General features: G+C 62.2%; 11 protein-coding genes. 3 read left to right on the plus strand and 8 right to left on the minus strand.

Features of this window, described 5'->3' with window-relative positions:
- Nucleotides 1-184: 184 nt before the first annotated feature.
- The 3 genes from H9658_RS18690 (at nucleotide 185) to H9658_RS18700 (ending at nucleotide 3,745) form a co-directional block, all read left to right on the plus strand.
- Entirely contained in the window at nucleotides 185-892 is a 708-nt protein-coding gene (locus tag H9658_RS18690; RefSeq protein WP_191826514.1) for a hypothetical protein, read from the plus strand.
- 234 nt (nucleotides 893-1,126) lie between these two features.
- The gene (locus H9658_RS18695) at nucleotides 1,127-1,912 is read left to right on the plus strand and encodes a hypothetical protein (RefSeq protein ID WP_191826515.1); all 786 of its coding nucleotides are present in this window, start codon (nucleotides 1,127-1,129) and stop codon (nucleotides 1,910-1,912) included.
- Nucleotides 1,913-1,915: 3 nt separating this feature from the next.
- Nucleotides 1,916-3,745, plus strand: a complete 1,830-nt coding sequence (locus H9658_RS18700; protein WP_191826516.1) for an XVIPCD domain-containing protein — start codon at nucleotides 1,916-1,918, stop codon at nucleotides 3,743-3,745.
- 204 nt (nucleotides 3,746-3,949) lie between these two features.
- Here H9658_RS18700 and H9658_RS18705 read toward each other — a convergent pair whose 3' ends face one another.
- From H9658_RS18705 to H9658_RS18740, 8 genes are all read right to left on the minus strand, one after another.
- The gene (locus tag H9658_RS18705) at nucleotides 3,950-4,183 is read right to left on the minus strand and encodes a hypothetical protein (RefSeq protein WP_191826517.1); all 234 of its coding nucleotides are present in this window, start codon (nucleotides 4,181-4,183) and stop codon (nucleotides 3,950-3,952) included.
- Between the two features lie 38 nt (nucleotides 4,184-4,221).
- Nucleotides 4,222-4,470, minus strand: a complete 249-nt coding sequence (locus H9658_RS18710) for a SymE family type I addiction module toxin (protein WP_191826518.1) — start codon at nucleotides 4,468-4,470, stop codon at nucleotides 4,222-4,224.
- 1,686 nt (nucleotides 4,471-6,156) lie between these two features.
- Nucleotides 6,157-6,636, minus strand: coding sequence for a hypothetical protein (locus H9658_RS18715; protein ID WP_225210106.1), 480 nt, complete (start codon nucleotides 6,634-6,636; stop codon nucleotides 6,157-6,159).
- A 1,101-nt stretch (nucleotides 6,637-7,737) separates the two neighbouring features.
- Complete coding sequence (locus tag H9658_RS18720; RefSeq protein ID WP_191826519.1) at nucleotides 7,738-8,370, minus strand: hypothetical protein; 633 nt, start codon at nucleotides 8,368-8,370, stop codon at nucleotides 7,738-7,740.
- Nucleotides 8,371-8,434: 64 nt separating this feature from the next.
- On the minus strand, nucleotides 8,435-8,923 hold the full coding sequence (locus tag H9658_RS23060) for an aspartyl protease family protein (protein WP_225210107.1): 489 nt from the start codon (nucleotides 8,921-8,923) through the stop codon (nucleotides 8,435-8,437).
- 320 nt (nucleotides 8,924-9,243) lie between these two features.
- Entirely contained in the window at nucleotides 9,244-11,091 is a 1,848-nt protein-coding gene (locus H9658_RS18730; protein WP_191826521.1) for a glycoside hydrolase family 35 protein, read from the minus strand.
- Between the two features lie 119 nt (nucleotides 11,092-11,210).
- Nucleotides 11,211-13,553: a GH92 family glycosyl hydrolase gene (locus H9658_RS18735; protein ID WP_191826522.1), complete on the minus strand. Its 2,343-nt coding sequence runs from the start codon at nucleotides 13,551-13,553 to the stop codon at nucleotides 11,211-11,213.
- A 127-nt stretch (nucleotides 13,554-13,680) separates the two neighbouring features.
- The gene (locus H9658_RS18740) at nucleotides 13,681-15,126 is read right to left on the minus strand and encodes a glycoside hydrolase family 125 protein (protein ID WP_191826523.1); all 1,446 of its coding nucleotides are present in this window, start codon (nucleotides 15,124-15,126) and stop codon (nucleotides 13,681-13,683) included.
- Between the last annotated feature and the right edge of the window lie 68 nt (nucleotides 15,127-15,194).

A 15,194-nucleotide genomic window follows, 5' to 3' on the forward strand; every position in this document is an offset into this window, starting at 1 on the left:
CTACCGCTCGCCGGTCGAGTTCGAGAAGATGGTTGTTGTTCCCTAATTAACCTGTCCGAGAAATCGGGGGTGGCTCACGTTCACTTAGGAAGTCAACGTTACCCAGTTTCTGGAAGAAAGAAAGTTAGACTGAAACCAAAGCCCGTAGGTTGGCTGCGGACATTCAGCCACAAGGAGGCCCAGCTTGCGCTTGCTGATTCGCAGTGTTGTCTCCCTGGCGGTGTCGTTGGGCGTGTTGGCCTGTACGCAAACCCCAGCGGATGCCTGGCGATCCCAGGAGAAGAGCATTGACGAACGCCCACCCAGTGCGGCCGAGTTGCGCGCTGAGCAGGACAAGGCTGCGGCGAGCGCGGATCGGGCTGCCGACCAGGCCAGTGCAGCGACTAACCCCGTTGTGAGCGCTCCGGACGGCTTTGCCCCCTTGCCGCAAGGCCCGGAACTGACACCGAGCGCCTTGCTCCAAGCCATTGCTCAGGTGGCGAAGTCGCTTCAATCCCAGGCCGATATGGCGCCGGAAAATGTCGCTCAAGTGATGGGGCTGGAGCTTCGACCCGACACGGAAGGACGGCGAACCGGCGCCCAAGGAACACTCGGATCAGGCCGCTACGAAATCGCCATTTGGAAGCCCTACGCACGCCATCCCGGGCATACCATCGAGATCAGGATGCGCCCGTCGGAGGCTTGCGCGTTCGCATTCAAGCCGCTACATGACCAGTTGGTCGCGGCAGGGTTCGGCATCAGCAAGAATGCGCCGGGTTTCAAGCCCGAGGTCTACTTCGATCGAGCGGCCGCCGGCAATCTTGGCTTGTATGTCATCGCCCGCACGGACCAGCGCGAGGCGCCGCGCTGCGTCTCTATCGTGACCCTGGAAATGGAGCCGCGCGATGGCTGACCGTCGCACTGGCATCCTGTGGGAAGGCCACTACAATCGTGCCCACACTCCGACCCTGTTTTATTTCCGCCGTCTGGCACGGCCGAGTCGGAGACCGCTGCAACATCGACGTACGCCGACTGCACACCGTGACCAGATGTTCCTGTAGGAAAATTCCTACAAAATGCCAGTGGGGACCATAGTCCATCTTTTTGGCTAGACTCGTAGGCAAGAGCGGTTGGCATAGGAGCCGGCATGTCCATTAAAAGAACTTCAGGCAAGAGAGCGACGAGCGGGGTCAAAGGGTTGATACATCGTATACCCGTGCTGTCGCTCGGCATCGCGATGACGGCCTGCGCCCATAAACCCTCCGAATCGCCATTGCCAGCCTCACCGTCCAAGGAACTAGCTGCCATGAATGCACCTGCTACCGATGCCTATCGCCCGCATACGCTGGACGAGTTTCCGGAGCTGACGCCAGAAGAGATCGGGCAGCGCTTCTTGAAGCTGATCGACAGCTTGAAGTCGATTGAAGAATTGTCTTTCGAACGCCTGCAAGGGGCGATGCGATTGCGCTTCACGCCCACACCAGAGACGCATGGCGGATTTTTTACCATGCACCTGCCGGAGTCTGGCTGGTACTACGGCCTCTCTTACTATGACGATCCGGAACTCAAGAGAAAGAGCATCACCTATCAATTCACCAATCGGCCGGCGGGCCAAGAGAACAATGATGATGGTGCAGACATGGCCCCGGTATGCGGCATGGATTTCTACGCCTATGTGGCGGAACTGAAAAAAATGGGCTTTGTAGAGCGCGAAGACCTGGCGCAATACGATTCCCCGATGCCGCCAGCCGTTTACGACCCGAAAACAGGCAAAGAGAGCTTTGCGGAGCGAAAGTTCTTTCGGTTGCCGGGTTATACCTTTACGCGCGGGAATGTTGGGGTGCTCATTCGTGAGCGGCGCGAAGTGGTTGCATCAGACGCGAAACCCGAGAACTTCTGCGTGGAATCAATCAGTGTCGGCACAGGAGCTTAAGGGATGGTCAATCCCAATGCCCAACTGCAAGCGGCCATTGGCCAATTCGCAGCACGGCCCGGCGTCACGCCCGATCAGGAAGCTCAACTGCGCGCCGCCATCACTCAGGACGCCAGCCTCCTGCAACACCTGAATCAGGATGCAGCCAACGGCCAACTGAGGAGCTTTGCGCTGCCGCAAGCGGCTACACCTGCGAATCTGGCCGGCACCTACGACATGGCTTCGGGCGTCGTCACGCTGCCCACCACCAGCTTTCAGCCTACTGGAACGGCGCCCAGCGCCGATCTGGTCGCCGCGCTGCGCGTGCAAGACATGTCGCTGCGCTTTGCTCACACCAGCTATGTGGACGCCGCCAACGTCGCCCAGCCGGTGACGCAGGACATGGTGACCAACCTGCAATCCACCATCAACGGCTCACCGGTACTCGCCGCCGAAATCAAGCGGGCCGTGACCCCGCCCGGGCAGGGGCAGGCCGCGCCCTTGCAGCATTTCGCATCGCTCAGTGGCACCGTGGCCGGTGGCACGTATAACCCTGCGAACCATACTATGAGCCTGCCGCCAAGCAGTCTGGCCGTGCCGCCGGCCAATTTTGGATCTGCAGACCTCACTTTCGTGTTGGGGCATGAAATCCAGCACGGGTTCAACGCGCCAGGCGCGGAGCTGGCCAGAAACGCAGCCTACGCGCAAGTCAAACAGATCGCGCAAGATAACAATCCGGTCAACGACTACACCGGCCCCATCGGGGCGGTGATTCAATCGGGGCGCGAGGATGAGGCCAAGGCGCAAATCGCAGGCTGGAACGCTTTGTTGAGCCGCGAACAGCAAAAGAAGCCGACGGCAAATCTGACCGATATGATGACATTGGCTACCAACTCGAACCAGAATGACAGGACCACGCGAGTACTCGATTTCGTTACACAAAATCCAGTAGTGCCCGGCCAAGCCCAGGCCCGCCCTGGCCTCAGCTTCAACGCCGATGCCAGCATGTCCATGACAGCCGCAAACGTCGCACGTATGGGTCAGAACTATTTTGACAAGCCCCCTGTCGGTACGCCTGGATTGACTCGGCAGCAAACCACCGGTATTGGTTTCCATGGCGACTCCGATTATCCAAATTATTATGGCGCCGGCGCGGTGAGCACCGTGATTGCTTACGACCGCGCATACGCGCACTCTGTCAATGGCGTGGCACCACAGATGCAGATCAACATGGGGCAGCTACGGCTGCGTGAGGACCTGCTGGAGCGCAATGGCATCACCTTGCCACAAGCCACCGCGACCACCCCACAGGTGTATTGGGACACCAGCACCGCCCCGCCAACGCGTGGCTTGCTGCAACACACCCGGGACTCGCACCAGCACATCAATCCAACGCCCGAGCTCGACCCTCCGCAGGCAGGACGCGCCCAGCCGGGTGACCCTGGAAACCCCAACACCCCATTGTTCGAGAAGATCCGCGATGGCGTGCGCGGGCTGGATCAACAAGCCGGCAAACCGTGGGACGAGAACAGCGAGCGGCTGAGCGCGAGCTTATTGCTGCTGGCTGCCGAGAAGGGGTTCACGGCAAAAGATGATCTGAAGGTCGCGACCAACACGCCTACCGCCACCCTGGGTAGCGGCGAAGTGGTGCACCTGTGGCGCACCGGCCATCCATCGCCCGACCCCGCGGCGCACAGAGCGCACATGCCCATGCAGGAGGCGCTCGCGGTGCCGGCGGAACAGCGCTTCGCGCAGTTGGATGTCGTGCAACAGCAAGTCAGAGCCGAGGAACTGCAGCGCAGCCAACAGCAGGAGACCGTGCAGGCGCAATCGGCCCCAGTGCGATCGATGTAGCGCAGTCCGCGCACGGCCTGCCGGGTATCGGAACCAGCAAAAGGGGTAGGGGAGCCAGTTGATTCAAGCGGATACTCCTATTGCCTCCTTGTTTGGCAAGCAGTTGTATGTGAGGGCGGCTGCTGGCGTGGCGTTACGCGTGTTGCGAGGGAGCGGACCCCGCAGCACAAGGGTCCTGTTTCCGTTGGCTGCGTGGTTCACTGCCTACCGCGCGGTCGTGTCCTTGAGCGCTTGCGCGCCCACCTGGTCCAGGATGCCGCGCGCCGCGCGGGCGGCGGCGTAGATGGCCTCTCCCAGTGCGGGCAGCGTGCGTGGATCCAGATAGGGCGCCGTGCCGGCGGCGATGATGTCGCCATGCGCGGCGATGGTGCGGATCAGGCCGTCGAGCGCATCGACCTGGTCGAGCGTGATGCCGAAGACAAAGCGGTTGGACGCCATCTCAGCGATCTTCCGGTGCGTGGTGGGCGATGGCCGGGTCAGTCCTTGCTGGCTACGCTCACCACCAGTTCGCCGTCGCGCACCTGCACGCGCAGCGTACTGCCGATGGTGAAGCCCAGTGCCTCCATCCAGCGGCCGCCCAGGCGCAGCGCGGGCGTGCGCTTGCCGCTGGCGGAGTGGCCGCAGGCGACGGTGCAGGTCTGCGGCGGGCGTGTGCGGCGAGGTGCGCGTGGCGGGCGGGCCAGCTCGGCGGCGATGGCGGCCGCGGCGTCTTCAACCGACATCATCGGGGTGCACGGTGGCTCGATGTAACGCAGGAATCCGGCCGGCTTGGGCTCAGGTTTGGGCTGCGGCTGGCGCGCTGCACGTTTGCGGGCAGGCGGGGTGCGCGGAGTGGTGGGGCGGGGTGACGGTTGACGCATGGCACAGCCTCCTTGGCAGACAGGAACCCGCGCCGAACGGCGACGGGATGTCGGGAGGTTAGAAACCGCACACAGCCGGCGGGCTTATTTCCCCGAAGGGTGTTGTATTCACCGCCCTCCCGACGCAGACAGCGCGTCGGAGTGTGCCTGCGAACAGGCACAAAAAACCCACCGGTTTGACGGAGGTGGGTGCCGCTGTGTGAGGAGTTTCTACGCTCCTTGGAGGGAATGGTGCTACTGGCTTTGGGGAATGTCAACTGGCTTGGGAGTTAACGAAAGAGATGAGTTTTTAAGTGAACATGACCAGTTGACCCCGCTATCCGGGAGCTAACACCAGAGTTAAGCCGTGCCGCAAAGCGGCGTCGGCTTGAATGAATTGTTAGCCCGAAGTTCTTTGCCCATGAGCCGCCCTGAGCATGGCTGCGAGCGAGTTCGGGTCTTCTGTCCGGCTCAAGTGCATAACATGGTCCACGAAACGCAATGGGATTGGACCAATATGCCCCGCCTCCACGCGGGGCACAATCATCTCTCCATATGCCTTCTCTTCTTGCCATCGTGTCCAAGGCTGAAGATGCTCATGAAGCGAAGGGTTGAGTACTAATACCGTAATGCCCTCATTGCCTGGTGCGGCCGGCTGGAATGGATAGCATCGCCTACGGCAATCGACAATTTCCTCGTCGGGTGATTCGCGGTAGTCAAAAACAGAAACACATCCGCGATTACGAAAAAAAGAATTTGCCGAAGAGCCGAAGCTGCTTGCCAGCGACCCATCAATGTTGGGAAAGACCGCGCCGGCGCGCTGGATAGCTGGCCAATATTCGCGCCTCGTAACATGGAAGACGCAGCCCTCCAGAAGAGCTTCGACGTCTCCAAAAGACTCAGACTCTGATCGAATGTATTCGGTGGCGGGAATGATTGGCACTGCGGGCTAACGCCTGAATTAAGCCGGTAATGGGATCAGATTCACTTGGGAAGTCAACCTGACCCCGATTCTAGCTGCAGATAACGCCTGAGTTAAGCCGGCCCCAAGCGGGGCGGTGACTGAGTGAAAGCGTAGCGTAGGCATGAAGGCGCTGCCACGAGTTGGGCCGGATTGAACGAATTGTTAGGCCGCGATACCGGCGATCCTGCTGTCAAATTAGTCAATCTTACGAACGAGTGAGTAGATTCGCTCTGCGATCTTGCGACCAGAGCTATTCCTCATCCGGCTTAGCGTATGATCCAACGCGTCCTTATACACCTCACCCTCTTGGCCAAGCATGGGTCCGCGCTGGACCAACGCACTAAGAATCTGGCTCCACTCCTCTCGATGCTCGGCTGGAACCTCGTCCTCTCGGAGCATGCGAAGGAATCTGTACGCGGCACGTAAACGCTCACGTACATCACCCTCTCTAACCGCCAATGCGTAGAGAGCTGAGTTGAACTTCTCTCTGTACCGGAGACTAACCATGCGCGGCCCAACGCTGCAGTTGAGTGGCGCGCGGCTTTTTGCGCGTCCGCTTGGACGAGTGGTTAGGCTTCATCTTAGCGCCGTGGGCTAGAAAAAAGCACTCAAAACATTGACCTCCATGTAGTAAGTACTGTGCGAACAGCTGGTAGCAAAGGGCGCGTAGTGCCGTCATCCAGCGTGACGATAACCTCGGCTGCCTCGGCGAACACGCCGTAGCCGAACGGTGCCTGGAAGAGTCCTGGGGTGGCCGACAATTGTTCTGCCGATGAAAGCTGGCGCGCAGCCCTCCTGGATGGAGCCAATTTCGCATGTTTAGACGCATCTGCCACGTCTCGAATTATTGTGAAATCAGGACACGTGGCGTGCACCCTCTCTCGCACATTCAAAATCTCCTGGTCCATGAGCTTGCGCTCGTGGCTCGCGAAACCGTCGAGCGCGAAATGATCCGCCATGTGATACAGGACGATTGCAGCGAGCCTGCCACGACGGATGTCGTACGGCTCCTTCTCGAACTCTGCAACTGTAGGCTCGACCGTGTAAACGAGAAATGTTGAAGCGTTTGAGCGCACAGCAGATTCCATGTGAGGCCTGAAATGCCTGAATTAAGCCGACCCGCGAAGCGGGTTCGGATTTAATGAATTGTTAGCTCCGCTCTGAGGGTTGGGACCTTCGCTCTCGTACCGTTGCATGAAGCCCGAAACGCTTGGAAGCTCAAGAACTGACCGTACTTGGAATATGAGTGAACCATTGTGCTGTAGCACGAACCGACTTTGCTTTGGGGGCAGACGTTGATTGGACACAAAGTAGACAAGCTTGAAGCCAGGCACCACGAAATGATAAGTCGTATACCCCCACACCCTGTCTTTACAGGGCTGGACCATTAGTTGCGGGATCTCGCCAGGTTGAAGATTAAGGCCCCAAAGAATGCAAGGATACAAGTCAAAAGGCCCAGGGTCTCCGCCATGAAGCATGGCACGCAATCGCTCCTCATGCGGCCCTAGTGCCACCCGCTCGAAGTAGCGTCCCTTTGCTATACCGGCGCGCCAGAGTAGCGATAGGAGGAACAACTTGAACTGCGCGTAGTCGATGCCAGTAACAGAAACGACGCTGCCGTTTCTCTCGCCGTCCACGCCAGGGGCTCCGCCTTTTAGGACTAAGCTTGCATAGCGTTCCAGCTTGGAGAATTTCTGCTCGCACTCGCGGCAAAGTAGCCTCTCGCGCGCACCTTTCTGCTCTATGCGATCGCGTCGGTCAGGCGCCAAGCTGAGTACGTTGTAGCGATGCTTTTCGTCATACATCACGCCGTAAAGGAACTCAGGAATGATATGAGAATCCTGAAGGGGTTTTACTAATAAGCAGAGCGCGCATCGCATGGTCAGGGTAGCTAGCTACTATTCGGCGAAAAAATGGTGTGTAAAACAGGTGTGTAGTGCGCCGATACCACTACCTTTCGGAGCAGCATGCATCGAAAATTCGATCTTTCGCCAGTCCCGCTGTCGCATAATCCTTGCGTCCAACCTCATGGCCATTCCCCAGTACATCCCGCACAAAGCCGACGCTACCACTTGTTGACGGCCATCACAAGTTAAGGCCACTCGGCGGAACCGCCGGCGGCCTTAATTTTGGCTGTAACGGGGTCAGGTTCACTTAGAAAGTCAACCTGACCCCGTTTCTATTGGACCTCATTCTCTGATCTCACGAATAATTTTGACAATTCTCATGGCGCGTTTTGAGTACTCAGTACAGGCGCTGGCATGACTATCTGACGCCCGCTCGTGATTGTGGTCATTCACGCTGTAGGTTAGATCCAAGTACTTTTCTGCTCGGTCTACCAAGCCGTCCAAAAGCGCTATTTCGCGACGGAGTTGAAGAAGTTGTCTCTGGAGCGGCGTCTTGAAGCTTAGAAATGCGGACACGCGAGAATCTAGCAGGGGTACGGAGTAGTGTTGTAATGCGAGGCCCACTCCAGCTGGGCTTGCAGAGTGCATCGCAAGCGCAGAAAGCTGCTCGTCATCAAGCTTAAGGAATGTTTCAACGCCTTTTTGGAGGCGTGATACCGCTACTACTTGAGGGTACTCTTCGACTACGGCCTTCATTTCCTGGAGAAATTCACGATCGAGTGTGCCTTGGCACATCCTGACGCGGTAGGCTGCGGTGGCGATGGTCGTAGCGAACTCCTCGAGCTCTGTAATTATCGCGGATCTTCCAAGTTTATTGTCCTTGCGTTGTCTAATCGCATCAACGATTGAAGGGCCGAGCAAGCCAAGAAGCCAGCCGATGAGTATGAGCGCCACAGGCTCGAGAAACTTTGGCATGAGGTCTAATGCCTGAGTTAAGCCGTGCCGCGAAGCGGCATCGGCTTGAATGAATTGTTAGACCTCAATCCCGTGGAAACTGGACTGATTGATCTATCTCGACGTGGATCTTGCCCTGTGGCCCATCTATGACCACAGTGCAAAACTGAAGAAAATTCCGTCCTATGATCCCGACTACTTTAGCGCCCATGCTGGAATATTTCTCTGACAGATGAGGAATACCAGCGCACTCTACCGGCATTCCAAGAGCGAAACAGTAGCCCTGCTTATCAGCTACGGGAAGAATGAGCTTTGCCTTGTATTTCTTAAGTTCTCCGTATCCATGAGCGCCATGAACCTGATCTTGCCCGTGAGAGGGCAGCCTGAGTGTATCCGCGATACCTTGGTCAATGAAAATGCCAGATGCACCAGTGTCGAGAAGGACACGGTGATCCGCATGGTCGCCAGCGATGCTTTGCTGTGCATGATCCCACCAAGCAGGAATTAGAGGCCCAAACTGTCGGAGCAGCGGGGGCGTCATATCAACATTAATGCTGCAAGGCCAAGTGATCATGTTTCTATTGAAGTCTAACTACTATTCGGCGACAAAATGGTGTGTAAAACAGGTGCGTAGCGCGCCGATACCACTACCTTTCGGGGCGGCATGCATCGCAAATTCGATCTTTCGCCAGTCCCGCTGTCGCATAATCCCTGCGTCTAACCCCACGGCCGTTCCCCAGTGCATCCCCGCACAAGACCGACGCTATCACTTGTTGACGGCCGTCACAAGTTAAAGGCCGCTCGGCGTAACCGCCGGCGGCCTTAATTCGTAGACAAGTTGTTTGCTCTCGCGCCATCCACATGTATCGGATGGCGCGCATTCTCGTGAATGCCTTAATTCCCCGGCGTACTCCAAACCTGCCCCTTAACCCCACGCACGCTCGCATCCGCCGCACTATCCAGATCGAACACGATCACGCTGTTCTCGCCTTTGCTTTGCATCGGCGCCGGGAAATACAACGCTCGCTGCGGCCCGATCTTCCAATGCCGCCCCAGGTTATGGCCGTTGGCCCAGGCGAAACCCTTACCAAACGCCTGCATGTCCAGGAAGGTGTCGGTAGGCGTGCCGATCTTGACGGTACCGCGGTGGAAGGCGGGGCCGTCGACCTTGGCGGTGGTCCAGCCGGTGATCTTGTTCGCGTCGTCCATCGGCAGCGGGAAGGTCTGCCAGCCGGTCAGCGGCTTGCCGTCGAGCAGGACGGGGTCGACCAGGCCCGCGCGGCCGTCGGACAGGTGGGCGCCGTAGTTGATGCGGCCGCCGTTTTCCACCAGCACGTCGATGGTGTGGGGGCCGGCGGGGATGTCCACGTCCACGGCCACTTGCTGCAGGCGGCGCTCGGCGCTGCCGGCCAGCTGGCGATCGACGTAGACGCGGGCGTAGTCGCGCACCTCGCCCAGGTACAGGCTGCCCTTGCGCGGGCCGGTGACGGTGGTGCGGTAGAGGATGTAGCCGTAGGCCTGACCGTAGCGCTCCATCGGCTGCGGGGTATCGGTGGTCGCGGCCGGCGCGGGCAGGTTGTCCCACAGCGAGGCGGATTCGCGCAGCGGGGTGGCTGGCAGCTCGGCGAAGCGTATCGGCTTGGGCAGGGCGGGCGGCTGCACGCCGGTGACGCGGGCGATGGCGTCGCGGAACAGGGCGAACTTGGGCGTGGGGCGGCCGGCTTCGTCCAGCACGGCGTCGTAGTCGTAGCTGGTGGTCTGCGGAGCGTAGTGGTCGCTGGCGTTCTTCTGGAAGTTGGCACCGTTCATGAAGCCGAAACTGGTGCCGCCGACGAACATGTAGATGTTCGCGGAGTGGCCCTGGCGCAGGATCCATTCGAATTCGCTGGCTTGTTTGTTGGCGTCGGTGTTGGCGTGTTTGTCGCCCCACTGGTCGAACCAGCCGGCCCAGTATTCGCCCACCATCTGCGGTTGGCCGGGGCGGAAGGTGGCCAGGCTCTGGAACGCTTTCTCGGCTTCGCCGGGGCCGAAGTTCACCACAGCCAGGGTGTCGGGCAGGGTGCCGTTGGCGAGCACGTCGGCGCCGTCGGCGGTGAACAGCAGGGCCTTGTCGAAGCCGGCCTTGACGAACATGGCGCGGTTGGCCTGCATGTAGACGTGGTCGTCGTCGTAGGAGCCGTATTCGTTCTCGACCTGCACGGCGATGATGGGGCCGCCGTTGTGGTTGAGCTTCGGCTTGACCTGCGCGGCGACGGCGTCGAGGTAGGCCTGGCTGGCGGCGAGGAAGCGCGGGTCCTGGCTGCGCACGCGCATGCCCGGTTCGGCGAACAGCCAGGCCGGGTAGCCGCCGGCTTCCCATTCGGCGCACACGTAGGGGCCGGGGCGCAGGATCACGTTAAGGCCTTGCGCGGCGGCTTCGTCGATGAAGGCGGCCAGGTCGTTGTTGCCGCTGAAGTCGAACTGGCCCTGGCGCGGTTCGACCAGGTTCCAGAACACGTAGGTCTCCACGGTGTTCAGCCCCATGGCGCGCGCTTTCTGCAGGCGGTCCTTCCAGTAGGCGCGCGGGATGCGCTGGAAGTGGATGGCGCCGGAAATGATCTGGTACGGCTTGCCGTCGCGGGTGAAGTGTTCGCCCTGGGTGGCGAAGGCGGGCCAGGGCGTGGTGGCGTGCGTCGGCTGTGCGGATGCCGGGAGGGAGAGCAGGAGCGACAGGGCAAGGGCGGACAGGGAACGACGCAGCATGTGGGGGTCTCTGGCGGGGGGGAGTTTTGTTTTTTTGTAGGAGCGGCTTTAGCCGCGACAGAGTGCTACCGGAGAGTCTCGGTCGCGGCTGAAGCCGCTCCTACAAAGGGCGGGGCGTATCAAACGAAGGAAGGAGGCAGATCTTCCTTGGCCGCGCCGAAGGCGGGATTCGGCTTCGGCCCCATCTCCAGCTCCAGGGTGCCGCCGGCGGCGAGGTCGGCGTGGCGCAGCCAGCTGCGCGTGTACGGCTTGCCGTTCCAGCGGGCGCGCTGGATGTAGACGTTGGCGGCGCTGTTGCCGTGGGCGACGACGCTGAGGGTGCGGCCGTTGCCGACATCGACGTCGGCGCGCTTGAACAGCGGGCTGCCGAGCACGTAGGTGGCGCTGACCGGGTCCACGGCGTAGAAGCCCAATGCGCTGAGCACGAACCAGGCGCTCATCTGCCCGCAGTCCTCGTTGCCGGACAGGCCGTTGCGCGCGTCGTGGTATTGCTCGCGCAGCAGCCGCCGCACCATCGCCTGGGTCTTGTACGGCTGCCCGGCGTAGGCGAACAGGTAGGCCACGTGGTGGCTGGGTTCGTTGCCGTGCGCGTACTGGCCGACCATGCCGTCGATGTCCGGCGGCGCGTCGGCCGGCAGTTCGGAGCTGGTGGAGAACAGTTCGTCGAGCTTGGCGACGAAGCCGTCGCGGCCGCCGAACAGTTCCATGTAGCCGTACAAGTCGTGCTGGTTGAGGAAGGTGGCCTGCCAGGCGTTGGACTCGGTGAAGTCGCGCCATTTCGTGATGTGGCCCATCGCGCGCGGATCGAACGGGGCGGCCCAGTCGCCGTTGCTCAGCCGCGGCTGCACGAAGCCGCTCTTGCGGTTGAACACGTTGCGGTAATTGCGCGAGCGTTCGCGCAGGGCGCGCGCCTCCTTGGTGGCGCCGGCGGCCTGCGCCAGGTGCGCCACCGCCCAGTCGTCGTAGGCGTATTCCAGGGTGCGGCTGACCGCTTCGTCGACGGTGTCGCTGGGGATGTAGCCGCGCTTGCGGTACTCGTCCAGGCCGTGCGTGGTGTCGTCCATGGCGCGCTTGCGGTAGGCCGGCCAGGCGGCGGCGTAGTCGATGCCGGTGAAGCCCTTGGCGTGCGCTTCGGCCAGCACCACGGCGGAGTGGTAGCCGATCATGCAGCCGGTCTCCACGCCTTGCAGCGGCCAGATGCCGACGCCGTCCGGACATTCGTTGGCGCCGCGCACCAGGCACTGCACCAGGTCGGGCACGCGCTCGGGCTGCATCAGGGTCAGCAAGGGGTGCAGGGCGCGGTAGGTGTCCCACAGCGAGTAGGTGCTGTAGTTGTGGTAGCCGGCGGGCGCCTGGTGCACCTTCAGATCCATGCCGCGGTAGCGGCCGTCGGTGTCGCTGAACAGGGTCGGCGCGAGCAGGCTGTGGTACAGGCCGGTGTAGAAGATGCGCTGCTGCGCGTCGTCGTCGCTGTCGATGCGCACCCGCGCCAGTTCCTTCTCCCACGCGGCCACGGCGGCGGCGTGCACGCGCGCGAAATCGAAGTCGGGCAGTTCGGCGTCGAGGTTGGCCAGGGCGTTCTCGGCGCTGACCGCGGAGATGCCGACCTTGACCAGCAGCGGCGCGTCGGCGGCGTCGGGGTAGTGCAGCGCCACCTTCAGGTGGGTGCCATCGGCCTGGTGCGCGCCGGCGGCCAGCGGCTGGTCTTCGGAATAGAGCTGGGCCTCGGCGAACGGCCGCGACAGGCGCATGGCGAAGTAGATGTAGCGGCCAGTCGCCCACTGGTACACGCGGCGCCCGCCGGTCAGCGTGCGCGCATCGACGATGCGCAGCTGCGCGTCGCTGACCCGGGTCGCGATCTCGGGTTTGTCCTGCATGCCGTGGCACAGGTCCAGCAGCAGATGCGCGGGCTTGCCCTTGGGGAAGTGGTAGCGGTGCAGGCCGGCGCGCGCGGTGGCGGTCAGCTCGGCGTGCACGCCGCTGTCCTTCAGGCGCACCCGGTAGTAGCCGGGCGAGGCGGCTTCGTCGGCGTGGTCGTAGCGCGAGCGGTAGCCGGCGTCCGGATCTTCCAGCGTGCCGGGGACCAGCTTGACGTCGCCGGTGGCGGGCACGACCAGGAAATCGAGCAGGTCGCCGACGCCGGTGCCGGACAGGTGGGTGTGCGAGAAGCCCATGATCGAGCCGTCGGATTCGTGGTAGCCGGAGCACGAGTCCCACACCGCGTTGTAGGTGTCCGGGCTCAGCTGCACCATGCCGAACGGCAGCGTGGCGCCGGGGAAGGTGTGGCCGTGGCCGCCGGTGCCGATGAACACGTCGACGTGGCGGGTGAGCTCGGCCTTGGCGCGCGCGTCGGCGGGCAGCGCGTAGCTGCCGGCGCGCGCTTGCGCCAGGCGGGCGATGCCGCTGCTGCCGAACAGGGCCAGGGCGATGGCGCCCTGCAGGAAACCGCGTCGTGTGGCCATGGTGCTGTCCTCGGGTGTGCAGCGGAGAGGGGATGATGTTTTTGTAGGAGCGGCTTCGGCCGCGACCTTGGCGTTGCCGGTCAGATCCGGTCGCGGCTGAAGCCGCTCCTACAGGGGCTGGGGGTGGTCAGGCTTTCAGCAGGTGCGGTTTGCGCTGGTGCAGGTCGATGATCAGTTCGCCGAACAAGGTGTTGGCCCAGGCGAACCAGTCGCGGGTGAACTTGCTGGGGTCGTCCTTGTCGAAGGCTTCGTGCATGAAGCCGCTGCCGGCGTCGGTGCTCTTCAGCCAGGCCAGGCATTGGCGGATCTGTGCGTCGTCGTCGCTGGCCAGTGCGTACTGCATGATCGACATCGGCCAGATCGTGCCCATGCCGCTGTGCGGACTGCCCACGCCCTCGGCGGCGCGGCCGCGGTAGAAATACGGGTTGCGCTCGCTCCACGCCAGCTGGCGGGTGCGCAGGAACAGCGGGTCGCGGCGGTCGCAGCAGCCCAGGTAGGCCAGGCTCAGCAGGCCCGGCGCGTTGGCGTCGTCGATGAACAGCTGGTTGCCGTAGCCGTCCACTTCGTAGGCCCAGAACGCCTGTCCATCGGCATCGCGCATCTGCCCGAACTGGCGCGTGGCGGTCTCGACCTGGTCGGCCAGCGCGCGGCATTCGCCGGCGAAGGCGGCATCGTGGTGCAACGCTTCGCTCATCGTCGCCAGCTGGCGCAGCGACGTCACCGCGAACAGGTTGGCCGGCACGAACAGCGGGTACAGGCAGGCGTCGTCGGACGGGCGGAACATCGAGTGGATCATGCCGTTGGGCTTGGTCGGCTGGCCGTAGCCTTCCAGCACCAGGGTCTCGGTGGCCAGCGGCGAGGGGCGCTGGAACGTGTAGGGGCCGCGGTCGTGCAGGCGCTGCTGCTCGCGGAAGGTCTTGACCACCACGTGCATCGCCGCGCGCCAGTCGTCGTCGAACGGCGCGGTGTCGCCGCTGGCGCGCCAGTATTCGTGCGCCAGGCGGATCGGGTAGCACAGCGAATCCACTTCCCACTTGCGCTCGCCGACGCCGGGCTTCATCTCGGTGATGTCGGCCACCGACCACTTCAGGCGCTGGCTCTTGCCGTCGGGCAGGAACGCATTGGCGTAGGGGTCGAGCTGGATGCAGGCGGCCTGGCGCTGGATCAGGCCATGGAACATGCGTCGCAACGCCGGGTCGCGTTTGGCCAGCGGCACGTACGGATGCACCTGCGCCGAGGAATCGCGCAGCCACAGCGCCTCGATGTCGCCGGTGATGACGAAGGTGTCCGGCTTGCCGTTGCGGGTGCCGATTTCCACGGTGGTGTCGAGCGTGTTCGGATAGCAGTTCTCGAACAGCCAGGCCAGGCGCGGATCGCCGATGCCGGCCTTGACCGTGCGCAGGTGCTTTTCCACCGCGGCGCTGACGAAGCGCCGTTGCGCCGGGGCGGGGCGCTTGCTGGGCAGGCCTGCCGCCGCTGCGCCGGACGCGGCGAAGCCGGGCACGGCGCTGGCGAGCAGGCCGGCGCCGGCGGCGCTGCCGAGCAGCTGGAGGACATCGCGGCGGGAAGGCATGGGTGACTCCTGGTCAGGTTTATACGTGTGGGCGCATTGCTTTGCTTTTCTGTAGGAGCGGGGGGGGG

The organism is Xanthomonas bonasiae (genome assembly GCF_014836395.1).
Classification (GTDB): domain Bacteria; phylum Pseudomonadota; class Gammaproteobacteria; order Xanthomonadales; family Xanthomonadaceae; genus Xanthomonas_A; species Xanthomonas_A bonasiae.

Bases quoted from the DNA above. Each gene is read 5' to 3' on its own strand.
- H9658_RS18700 (WP_191826516.1), top strand. From the start codon at position 1,916: ATGGTCAATCCCAATGCCCAACTGCAAGCGGCCATTGGCCAATTCGCA.
- H9658_RS18735 (WP_191826522.1), bottom strand. From the start codon at position 13,553: ATGGCCACACGACGCGGTTTCCTGCAGGGCGCCATCGCCCTGGCCCTG.
- H9658_RS18710 (WP_191826518.1), bottom strand. From the start codon at position 4,470: ATGATGTCGGTTGAAGACGCCGCGGCCGCCATCGCCGCCGAGCTGGCC.
- H9658_RS18740 (WP_191826523.1), bottom strand. From the start codon at position 15,126: ATGCCTTCCCGCCGCGATGTCCTCCAGCTGCTCGGCAGCGCCGCCGGC.
- H9658_RS18695 (WP_191826515.1), top strand. From the start codon at position 1,127: ATGTCCATTAAAAGAACTTCAGGCAAGAGAGCGACGAGCGGGGTCAAA.
- H9658_RS18715 (WP_225210106.1), bottom strand. From the start codon at position 6,636: ATGGAATCTGCTGTGCGCTCAAACGCTTCAACATTTCTCGTTTACACG.
- H9658_RS23060 (WP_225210107.1), bottom strand. From the start codon at position 8,923: ATGATCACTTGGCCTTGCAGCATTAATGTTGATATGACGCCCCCGCTG.
- H9658_RS18705 (WP_191826517.1), bottom strand. From the start codon at position 4,183: ATGGCGTCCAACCGCTTTGTCTTCGGCATCACGCTCGACCAGGTCGAT.
- H9658_RS18730 (WP_191826521.1), bottom strand. From the start codon at position 11,091: ATGCTGCGTCGTTCCCTGTCCGCCCTTGCCCTGTCGCTCCTGCTCTCC.
- H9658_RS18720 (WP_191826519.1), bottom strand. From the start codon at position 8,370: ATGCCAAAGTTTCTCGAGCCTGTGGCGCTCATACTCATCGGCTGGCTT.